Source organism: Streptomyces sp. Ag109_O5-10 (assembly GCF_900105755.1).
Classification (GTDB): domain Bacteria; phylum Actinomycetota; class Actinomycetes; order Streptomycetales; family Streptomycetaceae; genus Streptomyces.
Window position 1 is genome coordinate 4,767,121 of sequence record NZ_FNTQ01000001.1, and the last position, 15,410, is coordinate 4,782,530.

At 70.7% G+C, this 15,410-nt stretch carries 14 protein-coding genes and 1 tRNA gene; 6 read left to right on the top strand and 9 right to left on the bottom strand.

Annotated features, from left to right (window positions below; all coding sequences use genetic code 11):
* Window positions 1-138: 138 nt before the first annotated feature.
* Together BLW82_RS21770 and BLW82_RS21775 are read right to left on the bottom strand one after the other, a co-directional pair.
* The gene (locus tag BLW82_RS21770; RefSeq protein ID WP_093500935.1) at window positions 139-1,899 is read right to left on the bottom strand and encodes an SDR family oxidoreductase; all 1,761 of its coding nucleotides are present in this window, start codon (window positions 1,897-1,899) and stop codon (window positions 139-141) included.
* Window positions 1,896-2,756, bottom strand: coding sequence for a M24 family metallopeptidase (locus tag BLW82_RS21775; protein ID WP_093500937.1), 861 nt, complete (start codon window positions 2,754-2,756; stop codon window positions 1,896-1,898). Before BLW82_RS21775 ends, BLW82_RS21770 begins: the two co-directional genes overlap by 4 nt.
* A gap of 237 nt (window positions 2,757-2,993) precedes the next feature.
* On the opposite strand from BLW82_RS21775, the gene BLW82_RS21780 reads away from it, so the two are divergent.
* From BLW82_RS21780 to BLW82_RS21805, 6 genes are all read left to right on the top strand, one after another.
* Complete coding sequence (locus tag BLW82_RS21780) at window positions 2,994-3,971, top strand: ABC transporter ATP-binding protein (RefSeq protein ID WP_093508185.1); 978 nt, start codon at window positions 2,994-2,996, stop codon at window positions 3,969-3,971.
* Window positions 3,961-4,866: an ABC transporter permease subunit gene (locus BLW82_RS21785; RefSeq protein ID WP_093500938.1), complete on the top strand. Its 906-nt coding sequence runs from the start codon at window positions 3,961-3,963 to the stop codon at window positions 4,864-4,866. The genes BLW82_RS21780 and BLW82_RS21785 overlap by 11 nt, the downstream gene beginning before the upstream one ends.
* Window positions 4,863-5,774: an ABC transporter ATP-binding protein gene (locus BLW82_RS21790; RefSeq protein ID WP_093500940.1), complete on the top strand. Its 912-nt coding sequence runs from the start codon at window positions 4,863-4,865 to the stop codon at window positions 5,772-5,774. Before BLW82_RS21785 ends, BLW82_RS21790 begins: the two co-directional genes overlap by 4 nt.
* Before the next feature lie 10 nt (window positions 5,775-5,784).
* The gene (locus BLW82_RS21795; protein ID WP_093500942.1) at window positions 5,785-6,504 is read left to right on the top strand and encodes an ABC transporter permease subunit; all 720 of its coding nucleotides are present in this window, start codon (window positions 5,785-5,787) and stop codon (window positions 6,502-6,504) included.
* Between the two features lie 79 nt (window positions 6,505-6,583).
* Complete coding sequence (locus BLW82_RS21800) at window positions 6,584-6,802, top strand: SGM_3592 family protein (protein ID WP_093500944.1); 219 nt, start codon at window positions 6,584-6,586, stop codon at window positions 6,800-6,802.
* Window positions 6,803-7,081: 279 nt separating this feature from the next.
* Window positions 7,082-7,169, top strand: a tRNA-Ser gene (locus BLW82_RS21805).
* A 36-nt stretch (window positions 7,170-7,205) separates the two neighbouring features.
* Here the strand turns inward: BLW82_RS21805 and BLW82_RS21810 are convergent.
* The 7 genes from BLW82_RS21810 to BLW82_RS21840 form a co-directional block, all read right to left on the bottom strand.
* Window positions 7,206-8,003 (bottom strand): HAD family hydrolase, encoded by a 798-nt coding sequence (locus BLW82_RS21810; RefSeq protein WP_093500946.1) that lies wholly within the window; start codon window positions 8,001-8,003, stop codon window positions 7,206-7,208.
* Window positions 8,000-9,277 carry a serine--tRNA ligase gene (serS, locus tag BLW82_RS21815; protein ID WP_093500948.1) on the bottom strand — a complete coding sequence of 426 codons (1,278 nt, stop codon included), beginning with the start codon at window positions 9,275-9,277 and terminating at the stop codon, window positions 8,000-8,002. Before serS ends, BLW82_RS21810 begins: the two co-directional genes overlap by 4 nt.
* A gap of 530 nt (window positions 9,278-9,807) precedes the next feature.
* The gene (gene pheA / locus BLW82_RS21820) at window positions 9,808-10,743 is read right to left on the bottom strand and encodes a prephenate dehydratase (RefSeq protein ID WP_093500951.1); all 936 of its coding nucleotides are present in this window, start codon (window positions 10,741-10,743) and stop codon (window positions 9,808-9,810) included.
* 152 nt (window positions 10,744-10,895) lie between these two features.
* Window positions 10,896-12,176 carry an iron uptake transporter deferrochelatase/peroxidase subunit gene (gene efeB, locus BLW82_RS21825; protein ID WP_093500953.1) on the bottom strand — a complete coding sequence of 427 codons (1,281 nt, stop codon included), beginning with the start codon at window positions 12,174-12,176 and terminating at the stop codon, window positions 10,896-10,898.
* Window positions 12,177-12,184: 8 nt separating this feature from the next.
* The gene (locus BLW82_RS21830; RefSeq protein ID WP_093500955.1) at window positions 12,185-14,206 is read right to left on the bottom strand and encodes a copper resistance CopC/CopD family protein; all 2,022 of its coding nucleotides are present in this window, start codon (window positions 14,204-14,206) and stop codon (window positions 12,185-12,187) included.
* 13 nt (window positions 14,207-14,219) lie between these two features.
* Complete coding sequence (locus BLW82_RS21835) at window positions 14,220-14,666, bottom strand: copper chaperone PCu(A)C (protein ID WP_371131501.1); 447 nt, start codon at window positions 14,664-14,666, stop codon at window positions 14,220-14,222.
* A 47-nt stretch (window positions 14,667-14,713) separates the two neighbouring features.
* A complete protein-coding gene (locus tag BLW82_RS21840; protein WP_093500959.1) occupies window positions 14,714-15,370 on the bottom strand; it encodes an SCO family protein in 657 nt (218 codons plus the stop codon).
* Between the last annotated feature and the right edge of the window lie 40 nt (window positions 15,371-15,410).

Genomic DNA, 15,410 nt, shown 5'->3' on the forward strand with positions numbered 1-15,410 from the left:
CTGGTGAGGCTGGGCGGGAGCTGGGGCCGGGGTGGGGGTGGGGACGCTTGCCGGCGCTTGGCAGGGTGTGGCTGCGCCCGCCCGTGCCGCCCCGGCGGCTCGACTGCCCGCAGCTGAGCAGCCCCGTAGGGGGCACGGCTACAGCTTGGGCTCCACCCGCGCGATCCTTCGCAGCACCCCCGGCGCCAGCCGCGACAGCACCCGTGCCCCGCGCGCCTCCGGTGTGACCGGTACCACCGCGCGGTTGTGTTCCACCGCCTCCAGGATCGCCGAAGCGACCTTCTCCGGGGGGTAGTTGCGCATCCCGTACAGCCGGGCGGAGCGCTTCTGCCGACGGCGCTGTTCCTCCTCGTCGACCCCGGTGAAGCGGGCCGTCGACGTGATGTTCGTATTGATGAGGCCGGGGCAGATCGCCGTCACCCCGATGCGCTGCGGGGCGAGTTCGGCGCGCAGGCACTCGGACAGCATCAGCACCGCCGCCTTGGAGGTGCTGTAGGCAGGCAGCGCACGGGAGGGCAGGTAGGCCGCCGCCGACGCGACGTTCACGATGTGGCCGCCCTGGGCGCGGTCCGCCATCCGGGCCCCGAAGAGGCGGCAACCGTGGATCACGCCCCAGAGGTTGACGTCCAGGACGCGCCGCCAGTCCTCCGTCGTCGTCGTGAAGAAGGAGCCGGACAGGCCGATGCCCGCGTTGTTGACCAGCACGTCCAGGACGCCGTACTCGCGGTGGACCTTCTCCGCGAGCTTCTCCATGGCCTGCTCGTCGGAGACGTCGGCCGTCTCCGCCCAGGCGTCCGCCGCGCCGACCAGCCGGGACAGCTCGGCGGTGCGGGCCGCCGCCTCCGCGTCCCGGTCCACCGCCACCACCCGCGCGCCCGCCTCGGCGAACGCGAACGCCGTCGCCCGGCCGATGCCGCTGCCCGCGCCGGTGACCAGCACCAACTGACCCCCGAACCGCTGGGCGTGGCGGTCGGCGGGCTTCGGCTCCGACCCCGGGCCGTCCTCCACGGATCTCACGAACTCCTCGATCCAGGCCGCGACCTGGTCCGGCCGGGTGCGCGGGATCCAGTGTTTGTCCGGCAGGGTGCGGCGGGTGAGCCGGGGCACCCAGCGCTCCAGGTCGTCGTAGAGCCGCTCGGAGAGGAACGCGTCGCCGAGGGGCGTGATGAGCTGCACGGGCGCGTGCGCGTACGCGTCCTCGCGCGGGCGGCGCAGCCGGGCCCGTACGTTGTCGCGGTACAGCCAGGCGCCGTGTGCCGCGTCCGAGGGCAGGGAGGACGTGGGGTAGTCCCCCGCCGGGAGCCTCTCCGCCCGCTGCAGGATCCCCGGCCAGGCCTTGCCGAGGGGGCCGCGCCAGGCCAGTTCGGGCAGGGCGGGGGTGTGCAGCAGGTACACGTACCAGGACTTGGCGCCCTGGCCGAGGAGCTGGCCCACCCGGCGGGGGGTCGGGCGCCGCACGCGCGCGTCGATCCAGTGCCCGAAGTGGTCCAGGGACGGACCGGACATCGACGTGAAGGAGGCGATGCGGCCCTCCGTGCGCCCCACCGTGGCGAACTCCCAGGATTGCACCGAGCCCCAGTCGTGGCCGACGAGGTGCACCGGTCGGTCCGGGCTCACCTCGTCGATCACCGCGAGGAAGTCGTCCGTGAGCTTGGCCAGGGTGAAGCCGCCGCGCAGCGGCTTGGGGGCGGTGGAGCGGCCGTGGCCGCGGACGTCGTACAGGACGACGTGGAAGCGTTCGGCGAGGCGGGCCGCGACCGCGGACCAGACCTCCTTGCTGTCCGGGTAGCCGTGGACGAGGACGACCGTCGGGTTCGCCGGGTCGCCCAGCTCCGCCACGCACAGGTCGACGCCGCCGGTACGCACCCGGCGCTCGCGCGCGCCTTCGATCCCGCTCACTTGTCCTCCGCCCAGCGCCGCACGTGCGGCAGATCGTCGTCCAGCCAGAAGGCGCTCTGCTCGGGGTCCCGGGAGTCGGTGACCACGAGGATCTCCTCGAACTTGGCCCCCGTGCCGCGGAAGCCGAGGTGCGGTTCGACCGCCCACAGGCCCGGTTGCGGCGGGTGGTCGGAGAAGCGGTACGGCGACCACAGAGGGGACCAGCCCTCGCGGTGGCCGTGCAGCGCGTCGGCCGCGAGGCCCTTCAGGGACTGGGTGCCGAACCCGAAGAGGTGCGGCGACCAGCGGCGCTGCTTCACCCGGTCCACCTTGTGGGCGATCACGCCGAAGGGGTACGCGCGATGCCGGTTGGCGTAGCCCTGGCGGACCATGAGGCGGTCCACGTCCTCGTAGATCTCGCGCAGCGGGCGCCGCTCGCGCACCTCGCGCAGGATCAGCTCCCGGTGCGCCTCCAGGTCGGTCATCAGCCGGTCCTGCACGGGGTTGGGGCCGAGGGAGCCCGAGTAGCCGATGTCGGCCGTGTAACCCTCGTACACCGGGGCCAGGTCCAGGATGAACGGCATGCCGGGCGCCAGCCGGCGGTCGGTCGGGAAGAACTGCAGCGGTATGCGGAAGTCCGTGAACGCCGTGCGGTCGCCGAACCAGGCGAAGGGGAGGTGGAACCAGTCCCGCACGCCCCGGGCGCGCAGCCACTCGCGCTGCATCCGGGCCGCCTCGCGCTCGGTGATCCCCGGCACCAGCCGGGCCGCCACCGCCTCCGCGCACTCGTACGCGAGCCGCTGCACCCGCCGGAAACCCCCGAGCTCCGTGGCGCGTTCTTCCTTCGATGCCACTGCCGATGCCACTGCCGTCGTCATCCGCCCCGTCCCGTCCCCGTCTCCGTCGACTGCGGTACGTGCCCGTAACTTGACACTGGTGAATGTGACAGTTGTTAGAGGCGACGTCAATAGGCCGGGGTGCGGCCTGTGGATAACTCTGAGTAGCTCTCAGGCAGGGGATCCCCTAGGGCCCCGTAATACTCGAGAGTGACGTGAAGACGGCTCCAGGGTCTGACGACCCCAGTGGCGCGGGTCACTACCTTCTATGGCGTGACTGTGATCGCGACCGAAAGCCTGAGCAAGCGGTTCCCCCGGGTGACCGCGCTCGACCGGCTGTCCGTGGACATCGGACCCGGTGTGACCGGGCTCGTCGGTGCCAATGGCGCCGGCAAGTCCACCCTGATCAAGATCCTGCTGGGTCTGTCCCCCGCGACCGAGGGCCGCGCCGAAGTGCTCGGCCTCGACGTCGCGACCAAGGGCGCCGCCATCCGCGAGCGCGTGGGCTACATGCCGGAGCACGACTGCCTGCCGCCCGACGTCTCGGCCACCGAGTTCGTCGTGCACATGGCCCGCATGTCCGGCCTGCCGCCCGCCGCCGCCCGCGAGCGCACCGCCGACACCCTGCGCCACGTCGGGCTCTACGAGGAGCGGTACCGCCCCATCGGCGGTTACTCCACCGGCATGAAGCAGCGCGTGAAGCTCGCCCAGGCCCTGGTGCACGATCCGCAGCTGGTCTTCCTCGACGAGCCGACCAACGGCCTCGACCCGGTCGGCCGCGACGAGATGCTCGGCCTGATCCGCCGCATCCACACCGACTTCGGCATCTCGGTCCTGGTCACCTCGCACCTGCTCGGCGAACTGGAACGCACCTGCGACCACGTGGTCGTCGTCGACGGCGGCAAGCTGCTGCGCTCCAGCTCCACCACCGACTTCACGCAGTCCACCACCACCCTCGCCATCGAGGTCACCGACAGCGACGAGCACCCGGACGGCACCCGCGCGGTGCGCGACGCGCTCCAGGCGCGCGGGGTGGAGACGAACGCCGAGGGCGGCGGCCTCCCCGGCGCCGGACACATCCTGCTGCTCACCGCCCAGGGCGAGGAGACCTACGACCTCGTCCGCGACGTCGTCGCCGACCTCGGCCTCGGCCTGGTGCGCATGGAGCAGCGCCGGCACCACATCTCCGAGGTCTTCGCCAGCGACGAGCAGCGGGACGACGAGCAGCGGAAGGAGGCGACCGTCCATGGCGGTTGACCAGCCCATCGCAGGACCGGGCGACCAGTCCCGCATCCACGACATCGGCTACCGCGGCTACGACGGCCCGCGCCTGGGCCGTGGGTACGCCCGCCTGTCCCTCTACTCGCAGACCCTGCGCGGCTCCTACGGCCTCGGCCGCTCGGTGAAGTCCAAGGTGCTGCCCATGCTGCTGTTCGCGGTGATGTGCGTGCCGGCGGCCATCATGGTGGCGGTCGCCGTCGCCACCAAGGCGCACGACCTGCCGGTCACCTACACGCGGTACGCGATCATCATGCAGGCCGTCATCAGCCTGTACGTCGCCTCGCAGGCCCCCCAGGCGGTCTCCCGCGACCTGCGCTTCAAGACCATCCCGCTGTACTTCTCGCGGCCCATCGAGACCGCCGACTACGTCCAGGCCAAGTTCGCGGCCCTGGCGTCCGCGATGTTCATCCTGACCGGCGCCCCGCTGGTCGTGCTGTACGTCGGCGCCCTGCTCGCCAAGATGGACTTCGCCCACCAGAGCAAGGGGTTCGGCCAGGGACTGGTCTCGGTGGCCCTGCTCTCCCTCCTCTTCGCCGGCATCGGCCTGGTCATCGCGTCGGTCACCCCGCGCCGCGGCTTCGGCATCGCCGCCGTGATCGCCGTACTGACCATCTCCTACGGGGCGGTCTCCACCCTCCAGGCCATCGCCGACTCCCAGGGCAGCACCGGTGCGATCCCGTGGATCGGCCTGTTCTCGCCGGTCACCCTGATCGGCGGCCTGAGCACCGCGCTGCTCGGCGGCACCAACACCTTCCCGGGCGGCGACGGCCCCTCCCACGCCCAGGGCGCGGTGTACCTGCTCGTCGTCCTCGGCCTGATCGCCGCCTGCTACGGCCTTCTGCTGCGCCGCTACAAGAAGGTGGGACTGTGACCACGCTCTCCATCGACCACGTCTCCCGCTGGTTCGGCAACGTGGTCGCCGTCAACGACATCACCATGACCATCGGCCCCGGCGTCACCGGCCTCCTCGGCCCCAACGGCGCCGGAAAGTCGACCCTCATCAACATGATGGGCGGCTTCCTCGCCCCCTCCACCGGCACGGTCACCCTCGACGGGCAGCCGACCTGGCGCAACGAGGCCATCTACCGGCACATCGGCATCGTCCCCGAGCGCGAGGCGATGTACGACTTCCTCACCGGCCGCGAATTCGTCGTCGCCAACGCCGAGTTGCACGGTCTCGGCGCCAAGGCCGCCCAGAAGGCCCTCGCCACCGTCGAGATGGAGTACGCGCAGGACCGCAAGATCTCGACGTACTCCAAGGGCATGCGCCAGCGCGTGAAGATGGCGTCCGCCCTGGTCCACGACCCGTCGCTGCTCCTTCTCGACGAGCCCTTCAACGGCATGGACCCGCGCCAGCGCATGCAGCTCATGGAACTGCTGCGGCGGATGGGAGACGAGGGCCGCACGGTCCTGTTCTCCTCCCACATCCTCGAAGAGGTCGAGCAGCTCGCCTGGCACATCGAGGTCGTGGTCGCCGGACGGCACGCGGCCAGCGGCGACTTCCGCAAGATCCGCCGCCTGATGACCGACCGCCCGCACCGCTATCTGGTCCGCTCCAGCGACGACCGCGCCCTCGCGGCCGCCCTCATCGCCGACCCGTCCACCTCGGGCATCGAGGTCGACCTCGCCGAGGGCGCGCTGCGCATCCAGGCCGTCGACTTCGGCCGCTTCACCGCCCTGCTGCCCAAGGTCGCCCGCGACCACGGCATCCGGCTGCTCACGGTCTCGCCGTCCGACGAGTCCCTCGAATCCGTGTTCTCGTATCTGGTCGCGGCGTAGGAGGCCCAAGATGTACGACCCCACAGTCGCCCGGCTCACCTACCGGGCCCTGCTCGGCCGCCGTCGGGCCCTCATCCTGGGCGCGCTGCCCCTGCTGCTGATCGCGATCTCCGTCGTCGTCCGCGGCCTCGCCGGCGCCGACGACCAGACGGCCGCCGACCTGCTCGGCGGCCTCGGGCTCGCCACCATGGTGCCGATCATCGGCGTCATCGCGGGCACGGGCGCGATCGGCCCGGAGATCGACGACGGCTCGGTGGTGTACCTGCTGTCCAAGCCGATCAAACGGCCGACGATCATCTTCACCAAGCTGATCGTGGCGATCGCCGTGACCATGGTGTTCTCGGCCCTGCCGACGCTGATCGCGGGCTTCATCCTCAACGGCAACGGCCAGCAGATCGCCGTCGCCTACACGGTCGCCGCCCTGGTCGCCTCCATCGCCTACGCGGCGCTCTTCCTGCTGCTCGGCACGGTGTCGCGGCACGCGGTGGTCTTCGGGCTCGTCTACGCCCTGGTCTGGGAGGCCCTGTTCGGCTCCCTGGTGCCCGGAGCGCGGACGCTGAGCGTCCAGCAGTGGTCCCTGGCGGTCGCCCACAAGGTGACCGGCGGCGACCTGGTCACGTCCGACGTCTCCCTGACGACGGGCACGGTGCTGCTGGTCGTGGTGACCGTCCTGGCCACCTGGTACGCCGGCCAGAAGCTGCGCTCGCTGACGCTGGCGGGCGAGGAGTAGACGCCCGCTTTATTGACGGGGGCTTCACTTGGGCCCGGGCACACTGGGCAAAGGCGATGTTCCGTGGAGAGGAACGGGGATGGCCGAGGGTTTCCGGGACGCCGACGCAGACTGGGACGGCGTCGTCCTTGACGAGGAGTTCATACGGTCCGCGGGGGCGTCGGAGCCGTCCGCGCGGGCGCGGATGCTTGCGGCTCGCTGGAAGGCCGAGAAACCCGAGCCGCAGCCGTGGCGCTCGGACGAGCCGCCGGCTGGGTGGTTCTTCAGCAAGGGGCGGCGTAAGTGGTGGCGCCGGTGAGGTTGCGGGGGTAGCTGCGGGGGCCGGTGGGGGCCGGTCGCGCGGTTCCCCGCGGCCCTGAAGGGGCGCCTCGGCGGGCCTCCTTTAATCGGTGGCGGCCAACTCGGCTCAAGGGCACAGTTGTTGTGTCAGCCCATGAGCCGGGAGAGGAGCCGGACGATGTCCATGCACGACAGTACGTCCCGCTCCCGTCAGGGCAGCCGTCGGCGGATCGCCGTGTAGCTGCCCGGGGCGGCCGCTTCGAGCACGCGACGTCGCTCTCGCGTGGGCCGCCCACCCGGAGGATTGGCCGAGTGGTAAGGCACTGGCTTGCTAAGCCAAGGTCGGGCCTGAAACGCCCGCGCACGTTCGATTCGTGCATCCTCCGCAGAACTTGTGAGCGTGCAGAGACAAAGGACGGGCCTCAGCCCAGCAGACGCTCCACGACCACCGCGATCCCGTCCTCCTCGTTGGAAGACGTCACCTCGTCGGCCACGGCCTTCAGCTCCTCATGGGCGTTGGCCATGGCCACCCCCCGAGCAGCCCAGGCGAACATCGGGATGTCGTTCGGCATGTCGCCGAAGGCGATCGTGTCGGTGGACCTGAGGCCCAGCCGACGCGCGGCCAGGGAGAGACCCGTTGCCTTCGAGAGACCGAGCGGGAGCAGCTCCACGATGCCCTCGCCCGCCATGGCCACCGTGACGAACCCGCCGGCCGCCTGCCGGGCTGCTTCCGCGAGTTCGTCGTCGGACAGCTGCGGGTGCTGTATGTAGATCTTGTTCAGCGGCGCCGCCCAGAGGTCGGCGACGTCCGTGAAGGGGGTCGACGGGAGATGACCCGTCACCGCGTACCCCGGCCCCACCAGCACGTCGCCGTCGAGACCGTCACGGCTCGCCGCCAGGTACAGCGGACCGACCTCCGCCTCGATCTTCGCGAGGGCGACCCCGGCCAGCTGCCGGTCCAGCGTCACGGAGGTGAGGAGGCGGTGCGCTCCGGCGTCGTACACCTGCGCGCCCTGGCCGCAGACGGCGAGGCCCTCGTAGCCGAGGTCGTCGAGGATGTGCCGGGTCCAGGGGACCGCGCGGCCGGTGACGACGATGTGCGCGGCGCCCGCCGCGGTGGCCGCGGCGAGCGCTTCACGGGTGCGCGGGGAGACCGACTCGTCGGAGCGCAGCAGCGTCCCGTCCAGGTCGGTGGCGATCAGCCCGTAGGGGAAGCTCACCGGGACACCGGCTCCAGGACCTCCCGGCCGCCCAGGTACGGGCGCAGCACCTCGGGCACGTACACCGAGCCGTCGGCCTGCTGGTGGTTCTCCAGGATCGCCACGATGGTGCGCGGTACGGCGCACAGCGTGCCGTTGAGCGTGGCCAGCGGCCTGACCTGCTTGCCGTCGCGGACCCGGATGGACAGCCGGCGGGACTGGAACTCGGTGCAGTCCGACGTCGAGGTCAGCTCGCGGTACTTGCCCTGGGTCGGGATCCACGCCTCGCAGTCGAACTTGCGGGCGGCCGAGGCGCCGAGGTCACCGGTGGCGACGTCGATGACGCGGAACGGCAGCTCCAGCGAGGTCAGCCACTGCTTCTCCCAGGCCAGCAGCCGCTGGTGCTCCGCCTCCGAGTCCTCGGGGGCGACGTAGGAGAACATCTCCACCTTGTCGAACTGGTGGACGCGGAAGATGCCCTTGGTGTCCTTGCCGTGCGAGCCGGCCTCGCGGCGGAAGCAGGGGGAGAAACCGGCGTAGCGGAGGGGCAGGCGCTCCGCTTCGATGATCTCGTCCATGTGGTACGCGGCGAGCGGGACCTCGGACGTGCCGACCAGGTAGAGGTCGTCCTTGTCGAGGTGGTAGACGTCCTGGGCCGCCTGGCCGAGGAAGCCGGTGCCCGCCATGGACTGCGGGCGGACCAGCGCCGGGGTCAGCATCGGCGTGAAGCCGGCCTCGGTGGCCTGGGCGATCGCCGCGTTGACGAGCGCCAGCTCGAGCAGGGCGCCGACGCCGGTCAGGAAGTAGAAGCGGGAGCCGGAGACCTTGGCGCCGCGCTCGACGTCGATCGCGCCGAGCAGCTGGCCCAGCTCCAGGTGGTCCTTGGGCTCGAATCCCTCGGCGCCGAAGTCACGGATCACGCCGTGCTCCTCGAGGGTGACGAAGTCCTCCTCACCGCCGACGGGCACGTCGGGGTGGACGAGGTTGCCGAGCCGGAGCAGCAGCTCATGGGTCTCGGCGTCGGCCGCGTCGCGCTCGGCGTCGGCGGTCTTGACGTCGGCGGCGAGCTGACCGGCCTTCTTCAGCAGCTCGGCCTTCTCGTCGCCGGAGGCCTTGGGGATCAGCTTGCCGAGCGACTTCTGCTCGTTGCGCAGCTCGTCGAAGCGGACGCCGGAGGACCTGCGCCGCTCGTCGGCGGAGAGCAGGGCGTCGACGAGCGCGACGTCCTCTCCACGGGCGCGCTGGGAGGCGCGCACACGGTCGGGGTCCTCACGGAGCAGGCGAAGGTCAATCACGGACCCAAGGCTACCGGTGTGGGGTCGCCGCCCACGAATCACTATTCACCCGCGTTCCGAATCGCGGCTTAGGTTCCGCTATGGGGGAATTGCCGAGTGTGTCAATAGAAAGTGTCTCACTCCCCGGGACGGGGCAAACGTGCGGCCTGCGGTTGACTGGATTCCCTTGTGGAGGCCGGGACTTGGCAGCTTGGTTGTCCACAGGAACCCGCGCCCTCCCGAGAGTTATCCACAGGGTGTGTGGATGAGGTGTGGACTCCGGAATCGATCACTCCGCGCGCGGGGCGTGAAGAGAGGAATTCCCGCATCAAACCGGGACAACGCCGTCTTTCGAGTGGAAAGGCGTCGCTCCAAAAGATGAACCATGGGAAACGAGTGGACGAAGGGTGATGCGGGTGGGTGGTGCCGGGCCGACGGCTTGTGGGCCGATTTGTCGACAGGCTCATGCGTCACTGTCGACTTGTCCCCAGGTCGAGATGGGCACCTGTGGATAACCCCTGTGGATAACGAAGATATGAGGGTACGACCGGCTAGAAACGGCCGTCCTGGCAGCGCGCCACCCAGTCCGAGGCCGCCACGAACTCCTCGTCCGACGTCCCCGCCAGCGTGGGCCCCACGGTCTCGCCCGGTCCGACGTCCGCCCTCGGATAGGAGCCGAGGAACCGCACCTGGCGGCAGATCCGCTTCAGCCCCATCAGTGCCTCCGCCACCCGCCGGTCGGAGATGTGGCCCTCGGCGTCGATGCAGAAGCAGTAGTTGCCGATGCCGGCGCCGGTCGGCCGGGACTGCAGCAGCATGAGGTTGATGCCCCGGGTGGCGAACTCGCCGAGCAGGTCGCGCAGCCCACCGGGGTGGTCGTCGTTCTGCCAGAGCACCACCGACGTCTTGTCCGCGCCGGTCGGGGCCGCGGGCCGGGCCGGGCGGCCGACCAGGACGAACCGGGTCTGCGCGTTCTCCGCGTCATGGATCCCGGTCTCCAGGGCCTCCAGGCCGTACCGCTCGGCCGCGAACTCACCCGCGAAGGCCGCGTCGTAACGGCCCTCCTGGACCAGGCGGGCACCGTCCGCGTTCGAGGCGGCGGACTCCCAGACGGCGTCCGGGAGGTGGGCCCGCAGCCAGTTGCGGACCTGCGGCTGGGCGACCGGATGGGCGGTCACCGTCTTGATCTCGGAGAGCTTGGTGCCGGGGCGGACCAGCAGCGCGAAGGTGATCGACAGCAGCACCTCGCGGTAGATCATCAGCGGCCTGCCGGCGACCAGTTCGTCGAGGGTCGTGGTGACCCCGCCCTCGACGGAGTTCTCGATCGGCACGAACGCGGCCTCGGCCTCACCGTTGCGCACGGCGTCCAGCGCGGACTGGACGGAGACGTACGGGATGAGCTCCCGGGTGGCGGCCTCCGGAAGCGTGCGCAGGGCGACTTCGGTGAAGGTGCCTTCGGGACCGAGATACGCATAGCTCGCTGGCATGTCCCTCACCCTAATGGGCGCAGGGAGACGCGGCTCACTTGTCTCATCGGATCCACTCGACCGGGTGGTTTGAAACCCGGAAACGTACCAATAGTGATCAGAAACCACTTAGTGATCAGTAACCACTCGGGTATCGCTGCGACAGGCGGATGTCACCCCTCCAGCAGCCGCTGCCCCACGTACTCCCCGGCGGCCGCACCGCCCGGCACCGCGAACAGACCGCTCGCCTCGTGCCGGATGTACTGCGAGAGCGCGTCCCCGCGGTCCAGCTTCCGCTGCAGCGGCACGAACCCGCGCAGCGGGTCCGCCTGCCAGCAGACGAAGAGCAGCCCCGCGTCCGGCGTCCCGGCCGCGTCGATGCCGTCGTGGTACGAGAACGGGCGCCGCAGGATCGCCGCGCCCCCGTTCTGGTCGGGCCGGGTGATCCGGGCATGCGCGTTGATCGGGACGACGTACTCCCCGTCCGCCCTGGCCTTCTCCAGGTCCATCGCCGTCGTCTCGGTGCCCCCGGTCAGCGGCGCCCCGTTCGACTTCTTGCGCCCGATCACGTTCTCCTGGGCCGCGAGCGACAGCTTCTCCCAGTCGTCGAGGAGCATGCGGATCCGGCGTACGACGGCGTAGGAGCCGTTCGCCATCCACGCGGGGTCGCTCGAACCGGTCGCCGGTACGAAGATCCGCCGGTCGAAGTCCGAGTCCGTCGGCTTCGGGTTGCGGGTGCCGTCCAGTTGGCCCATGAGGTTGCGGGCCGTCATGGGGTGCGCGGTGGCGCCCGGGGTGCGGTTGAAGCCGTTCATCTGCCAGCGGACCTTCGCCGCGCTGCCCGCGTCCTTCTGTATCGCCCGCAGGGCGTGGAAGGCGACCAGGGCGTCGTCGGCGCCGATCTGCACCCACAGGTCGCCGTTGCTCCGCGACCTGTCGAGGTGGTCCGAGGAGAAGTCGGGCAGTGGGTCCAGCGAGGAGGGCCGCTGTTTCTCCAGGCCGGTACGGGTGAAGAAGCTGTTGCCGAAGCCGAAGGTGACCGTCAGCGCCGAGGGGCCCGCGTCTCGGGCCACGTACGTGTCGTCCTGCGTCGTCGGCTCGCCCGCCATCAGCCGCTCGGCCGTCGTCGACCAGCGGCGCAGCAGCGCGGCGGCCTCGGTACGGCCCGCGCCCGCCGCCAGGTCGAAGGCGACGAGATGGCCGCGCGCCTGGAGGCCCTCCGTGATGCCCGGCTGATGTTTCCCGTGAAACATCGCCCGGCCGGAGCCGACCGAGCTGAGCGGGGTGGCCTGGGCGGGGGCGGCCGCGTAGCCGACGCCCGCGCCCGCCGCGCCGAGTACGAGCCCGGTGGCTCCTGCGGTGCCGAGCAGTGCACGACGGCTGACGCCCCCGGCCGGGGGAGCCTCGGCGGCTGCGGTGCGGTCCTCGGTGACGGACTGGGACTGTTCGGGCATGGTGCGGTTCAGCCGATCTGCGCGCTCTTGGAGACGGTCACCTGGTCGATGTCGGAGGTCCGCACGGTGACGGAGACCTTCCAGTCGCCGGCGATGGGGATCTGCACCCCGTTGGCCGCCCAGTGTCCGGTGGTGATGTGGTCGGGGGTGACCGGAATCGGACCGAGCTTCTTGGCATCGAGGGTGAAGGCGACCTTCACCTCGGGGATGTCGAAGGCCCGCCCGTTGGGACGCTGGACGTAGACGTGCATCTCGTTGCTGCCGACGGTCGCGGGGTCCAGGTCGACGCGGACGACGCCCTTGCCGTCCTTGCCGCCGGTGTCGAAGGACATGTCGAGGGTCAGCGCGCCCGACGACGAGTTCGACGCGGAAGAGGACGAGGCGGCCGCGGTGGCGGCCTTGGCGTCCTGCTCGGTACGGCCGGGCTCGGTCTGCGTCAGCACGGTCGTGACCGCGAGCAGGGCGACGGCGACCCCGGCCTCGGCCAGCACCGAGCGGCGCAGGCCGAAGCGATGCGGGTCGCCGTCCCGGAGCCGCTTCTGGCGGGCGGTCTCCATGGCGGACTGCTGCCGGGCGAGCTGGGCGGCCCGCTCGGGGTCGTCGCCGGTGGCCGTGGCCCTGCCCGGGACACCGGTGCCACTCGATACGGCCGAGACGGCGGGAACACCGGTGCCGGACCTGGTGGCCTTGCCGGAGGCCTCCTTCGTGGCAGCAGACGCCTTGACCGTCTCCTTCGCCTCCGACTCCTCTGACTCCTCCGGCTCTTCCTCCCCGGTCTCTTCGACGGCCTCCGTCACCCCCGCGGCCACGAGCCGCCCCGTCCACCGTCGCGAGATGGACGCGATGCCGACGAGCAGGGCCACGAGCCCGATCTTGACCAGCAGCAGCTCGCCGTACGCCGTGTCGGTGAACGCCGACCAGGAGCCGAGCTGGCGCCAGGACTGGTAGACGCCGGTGGCGACCAGCGCGAGCACCGACCCGAAGGCGAGCCGGGAGAAGCGCTGTACGGCGGCGGACTCGACCGGGGTGTCGGCGGGCGCCCGGTAGAGGGCGACCAGCAGGGCGGTGAGCCCGCCCAGCCAGGCGGCGACGGCGAGCAGGTGGATGACGTCGACCGGCATCGCGATGCCCGGCTGGAGCCCGGTGGAGGCGTGCTCGGCCATGGCCCAGCTCGCCGCGAGTCCGGCGGCCACGACGGCCCCGCCGACGGCCAGCCCGAAGGTCAGGTCGCGCTTCTCCTCGTCCTCGCGCTTGTCGTAGGCGCCGAACAGCACGGCGATGAAGAGGGCGGCCGCCGCGAGCAGCAGCAGCCGGGAGACCAGGGCCGCCCCGGGCTTGGTCTGCAGCACCTGGCCGAGGAGGTTCAGGTCGAAGATGTCGCCGACGCTGCCGGAGGTCGTGTAGGAGCCGCGCAGGAGCAGCAGCCAGAGGGTGGCCGCGGTGAGCGTCAGCCAGCCGACGACGACCAGGCGCTGCATGGCCCGTACCCCGGATCCGCGCTGCCAGCAGCCGAGGACGAAGGCGGCGCCGCCGACGAGAACGATGTACCCGGCGTAGGACATGTACCGCCCGAAGCCGTAGAGCCAGCCGACGACCCCGCCGCCCGCCTCCTGGTCCCCGACCGAGGCGACGGTCTTGGAGGGCGCCCCGACGGAGAAGGTGAAGGCACCGGCGACGGGGTGGCTGTCCGCCGAGACGACCTGCCAGGCGACGGTGTACGTGCCCTTGCCCAGCCCGCTCTTGAGCTGCACGCCGTACGTCGTCCCGCTCAGGTTGTCGGGCTTGGCCAGGTCGACCCGCTTGCCCTGGGGGTCGAGGACCCGGATCGAGTTGTTGTTCAACGACACGTTCTCGGAGAACGTGAGCGAGACCTGGTCGGGCGCCTTGGTGACCACCACCCCCTGCGAGGGGTCGCTGCCGGTCAGCGCGGCGTGTGCCGAGGCCGGCCCGGCGCCGGCCAGCAGCGCGCCGGTGACGGCGAGGAACAGCAGCACCACGGTGCGCAGGCGGGGGGTGATGGTCCGCATCAAGGTCGGTCCTCCCTCAGTGTCCGGTCGACGGGTTGTACGTGGCGGACTTCACCGGCATCTCGACGGTGAGCGGACCGGATTCGGCGAACTTGAGTTTCAAGGTGATCGTGTCGCCCTGTTCCGGGCGGTGCTTCAGCTTCTCGAACATCAGATGGTTGCCACCACTTTTGAACACGAGTTGACCGTGTGCGGGCACCTCGAAGGAGTGGACCTCTTCCATCGCCCCGCCGTTGGTCTCGTGCATCGTGATCTCACCGGCGGAGTCGCTGGTGACGGAGGTGAGCTCGTCCTTCGTGCCGCCCCTGTTGGTGATCGTCAGGAATCCGGCGGCCATGTCGGCGGAGACCGGCTGGGGCATGTAGGAGGCGCCGACGGACAGCTCGGCCCCCGAGGAGCCCGAGGCCCCCGAGCCGCCGCAGCCCGCGAGGGCGAGCGCCCCCGCGACGGCTATCCCGGTCAGGGCGAGGCGTTTCCCGGGGTTGCCGGGGTTCCCGGCGTTCCTGGCTTTCACGGGTTCTCCCCCTTGATGAGCTTGGGGAGGTCCTTGGTGTAGTCGTCGACGGTGGCGTTCTCGCCGTACAGGACGTATCCGCCGTCGGTCCTCGGCGAGAACGCGATGACCTGGGTGCCGTGCACCGAGACGACCTTGCCGGTCTTCTTGTCCTTGTGGGTCGGCTCGATGGAGATGCCGAGGGTGCGGGCGCCGGCCTGGATGGTGGCGAAGTCGCCGGTCAGCCCGACGAAGCTCGGGTCGATGCCCTTGAGCCACTTGCCGAGCTCGGACGGGGTGTCGCGGGCCGGGTCGGTGGTGACGAACACGACCCGCAGCTTCGCCTGGTCGGCCTTGGACAGCGCCTTCTTGGCGACCGCGAGGTTGTTCATGGTCAGCGGGCAGACGTCGGGGCAGTGCGTGTAGCCGAAGTAGATCAGCGTCGGCCTGCCCTTGGTCTCCGCGCGCAGGTCGTACTTCTTGCCCTGGGTGTCGGTGAGCACCAGATCGGGCTTCTCGAACGGCGTGTCCAGGATGGTCGCGGCCTTGTTCGAGGTGTCCCCGGAGACCACGGTGACGGGTGACTTCGCGTCGTTGTCGCCGCTGCCGCAGGCAGAGAGGGTCAGGGTGGCGGCGGCGAGCAGTGCGGCCGCGGCGAACGTCTTCTTGCGCATACGAAAATGTCCCAGATGTGAGAGATCCGGCGCGCACGGG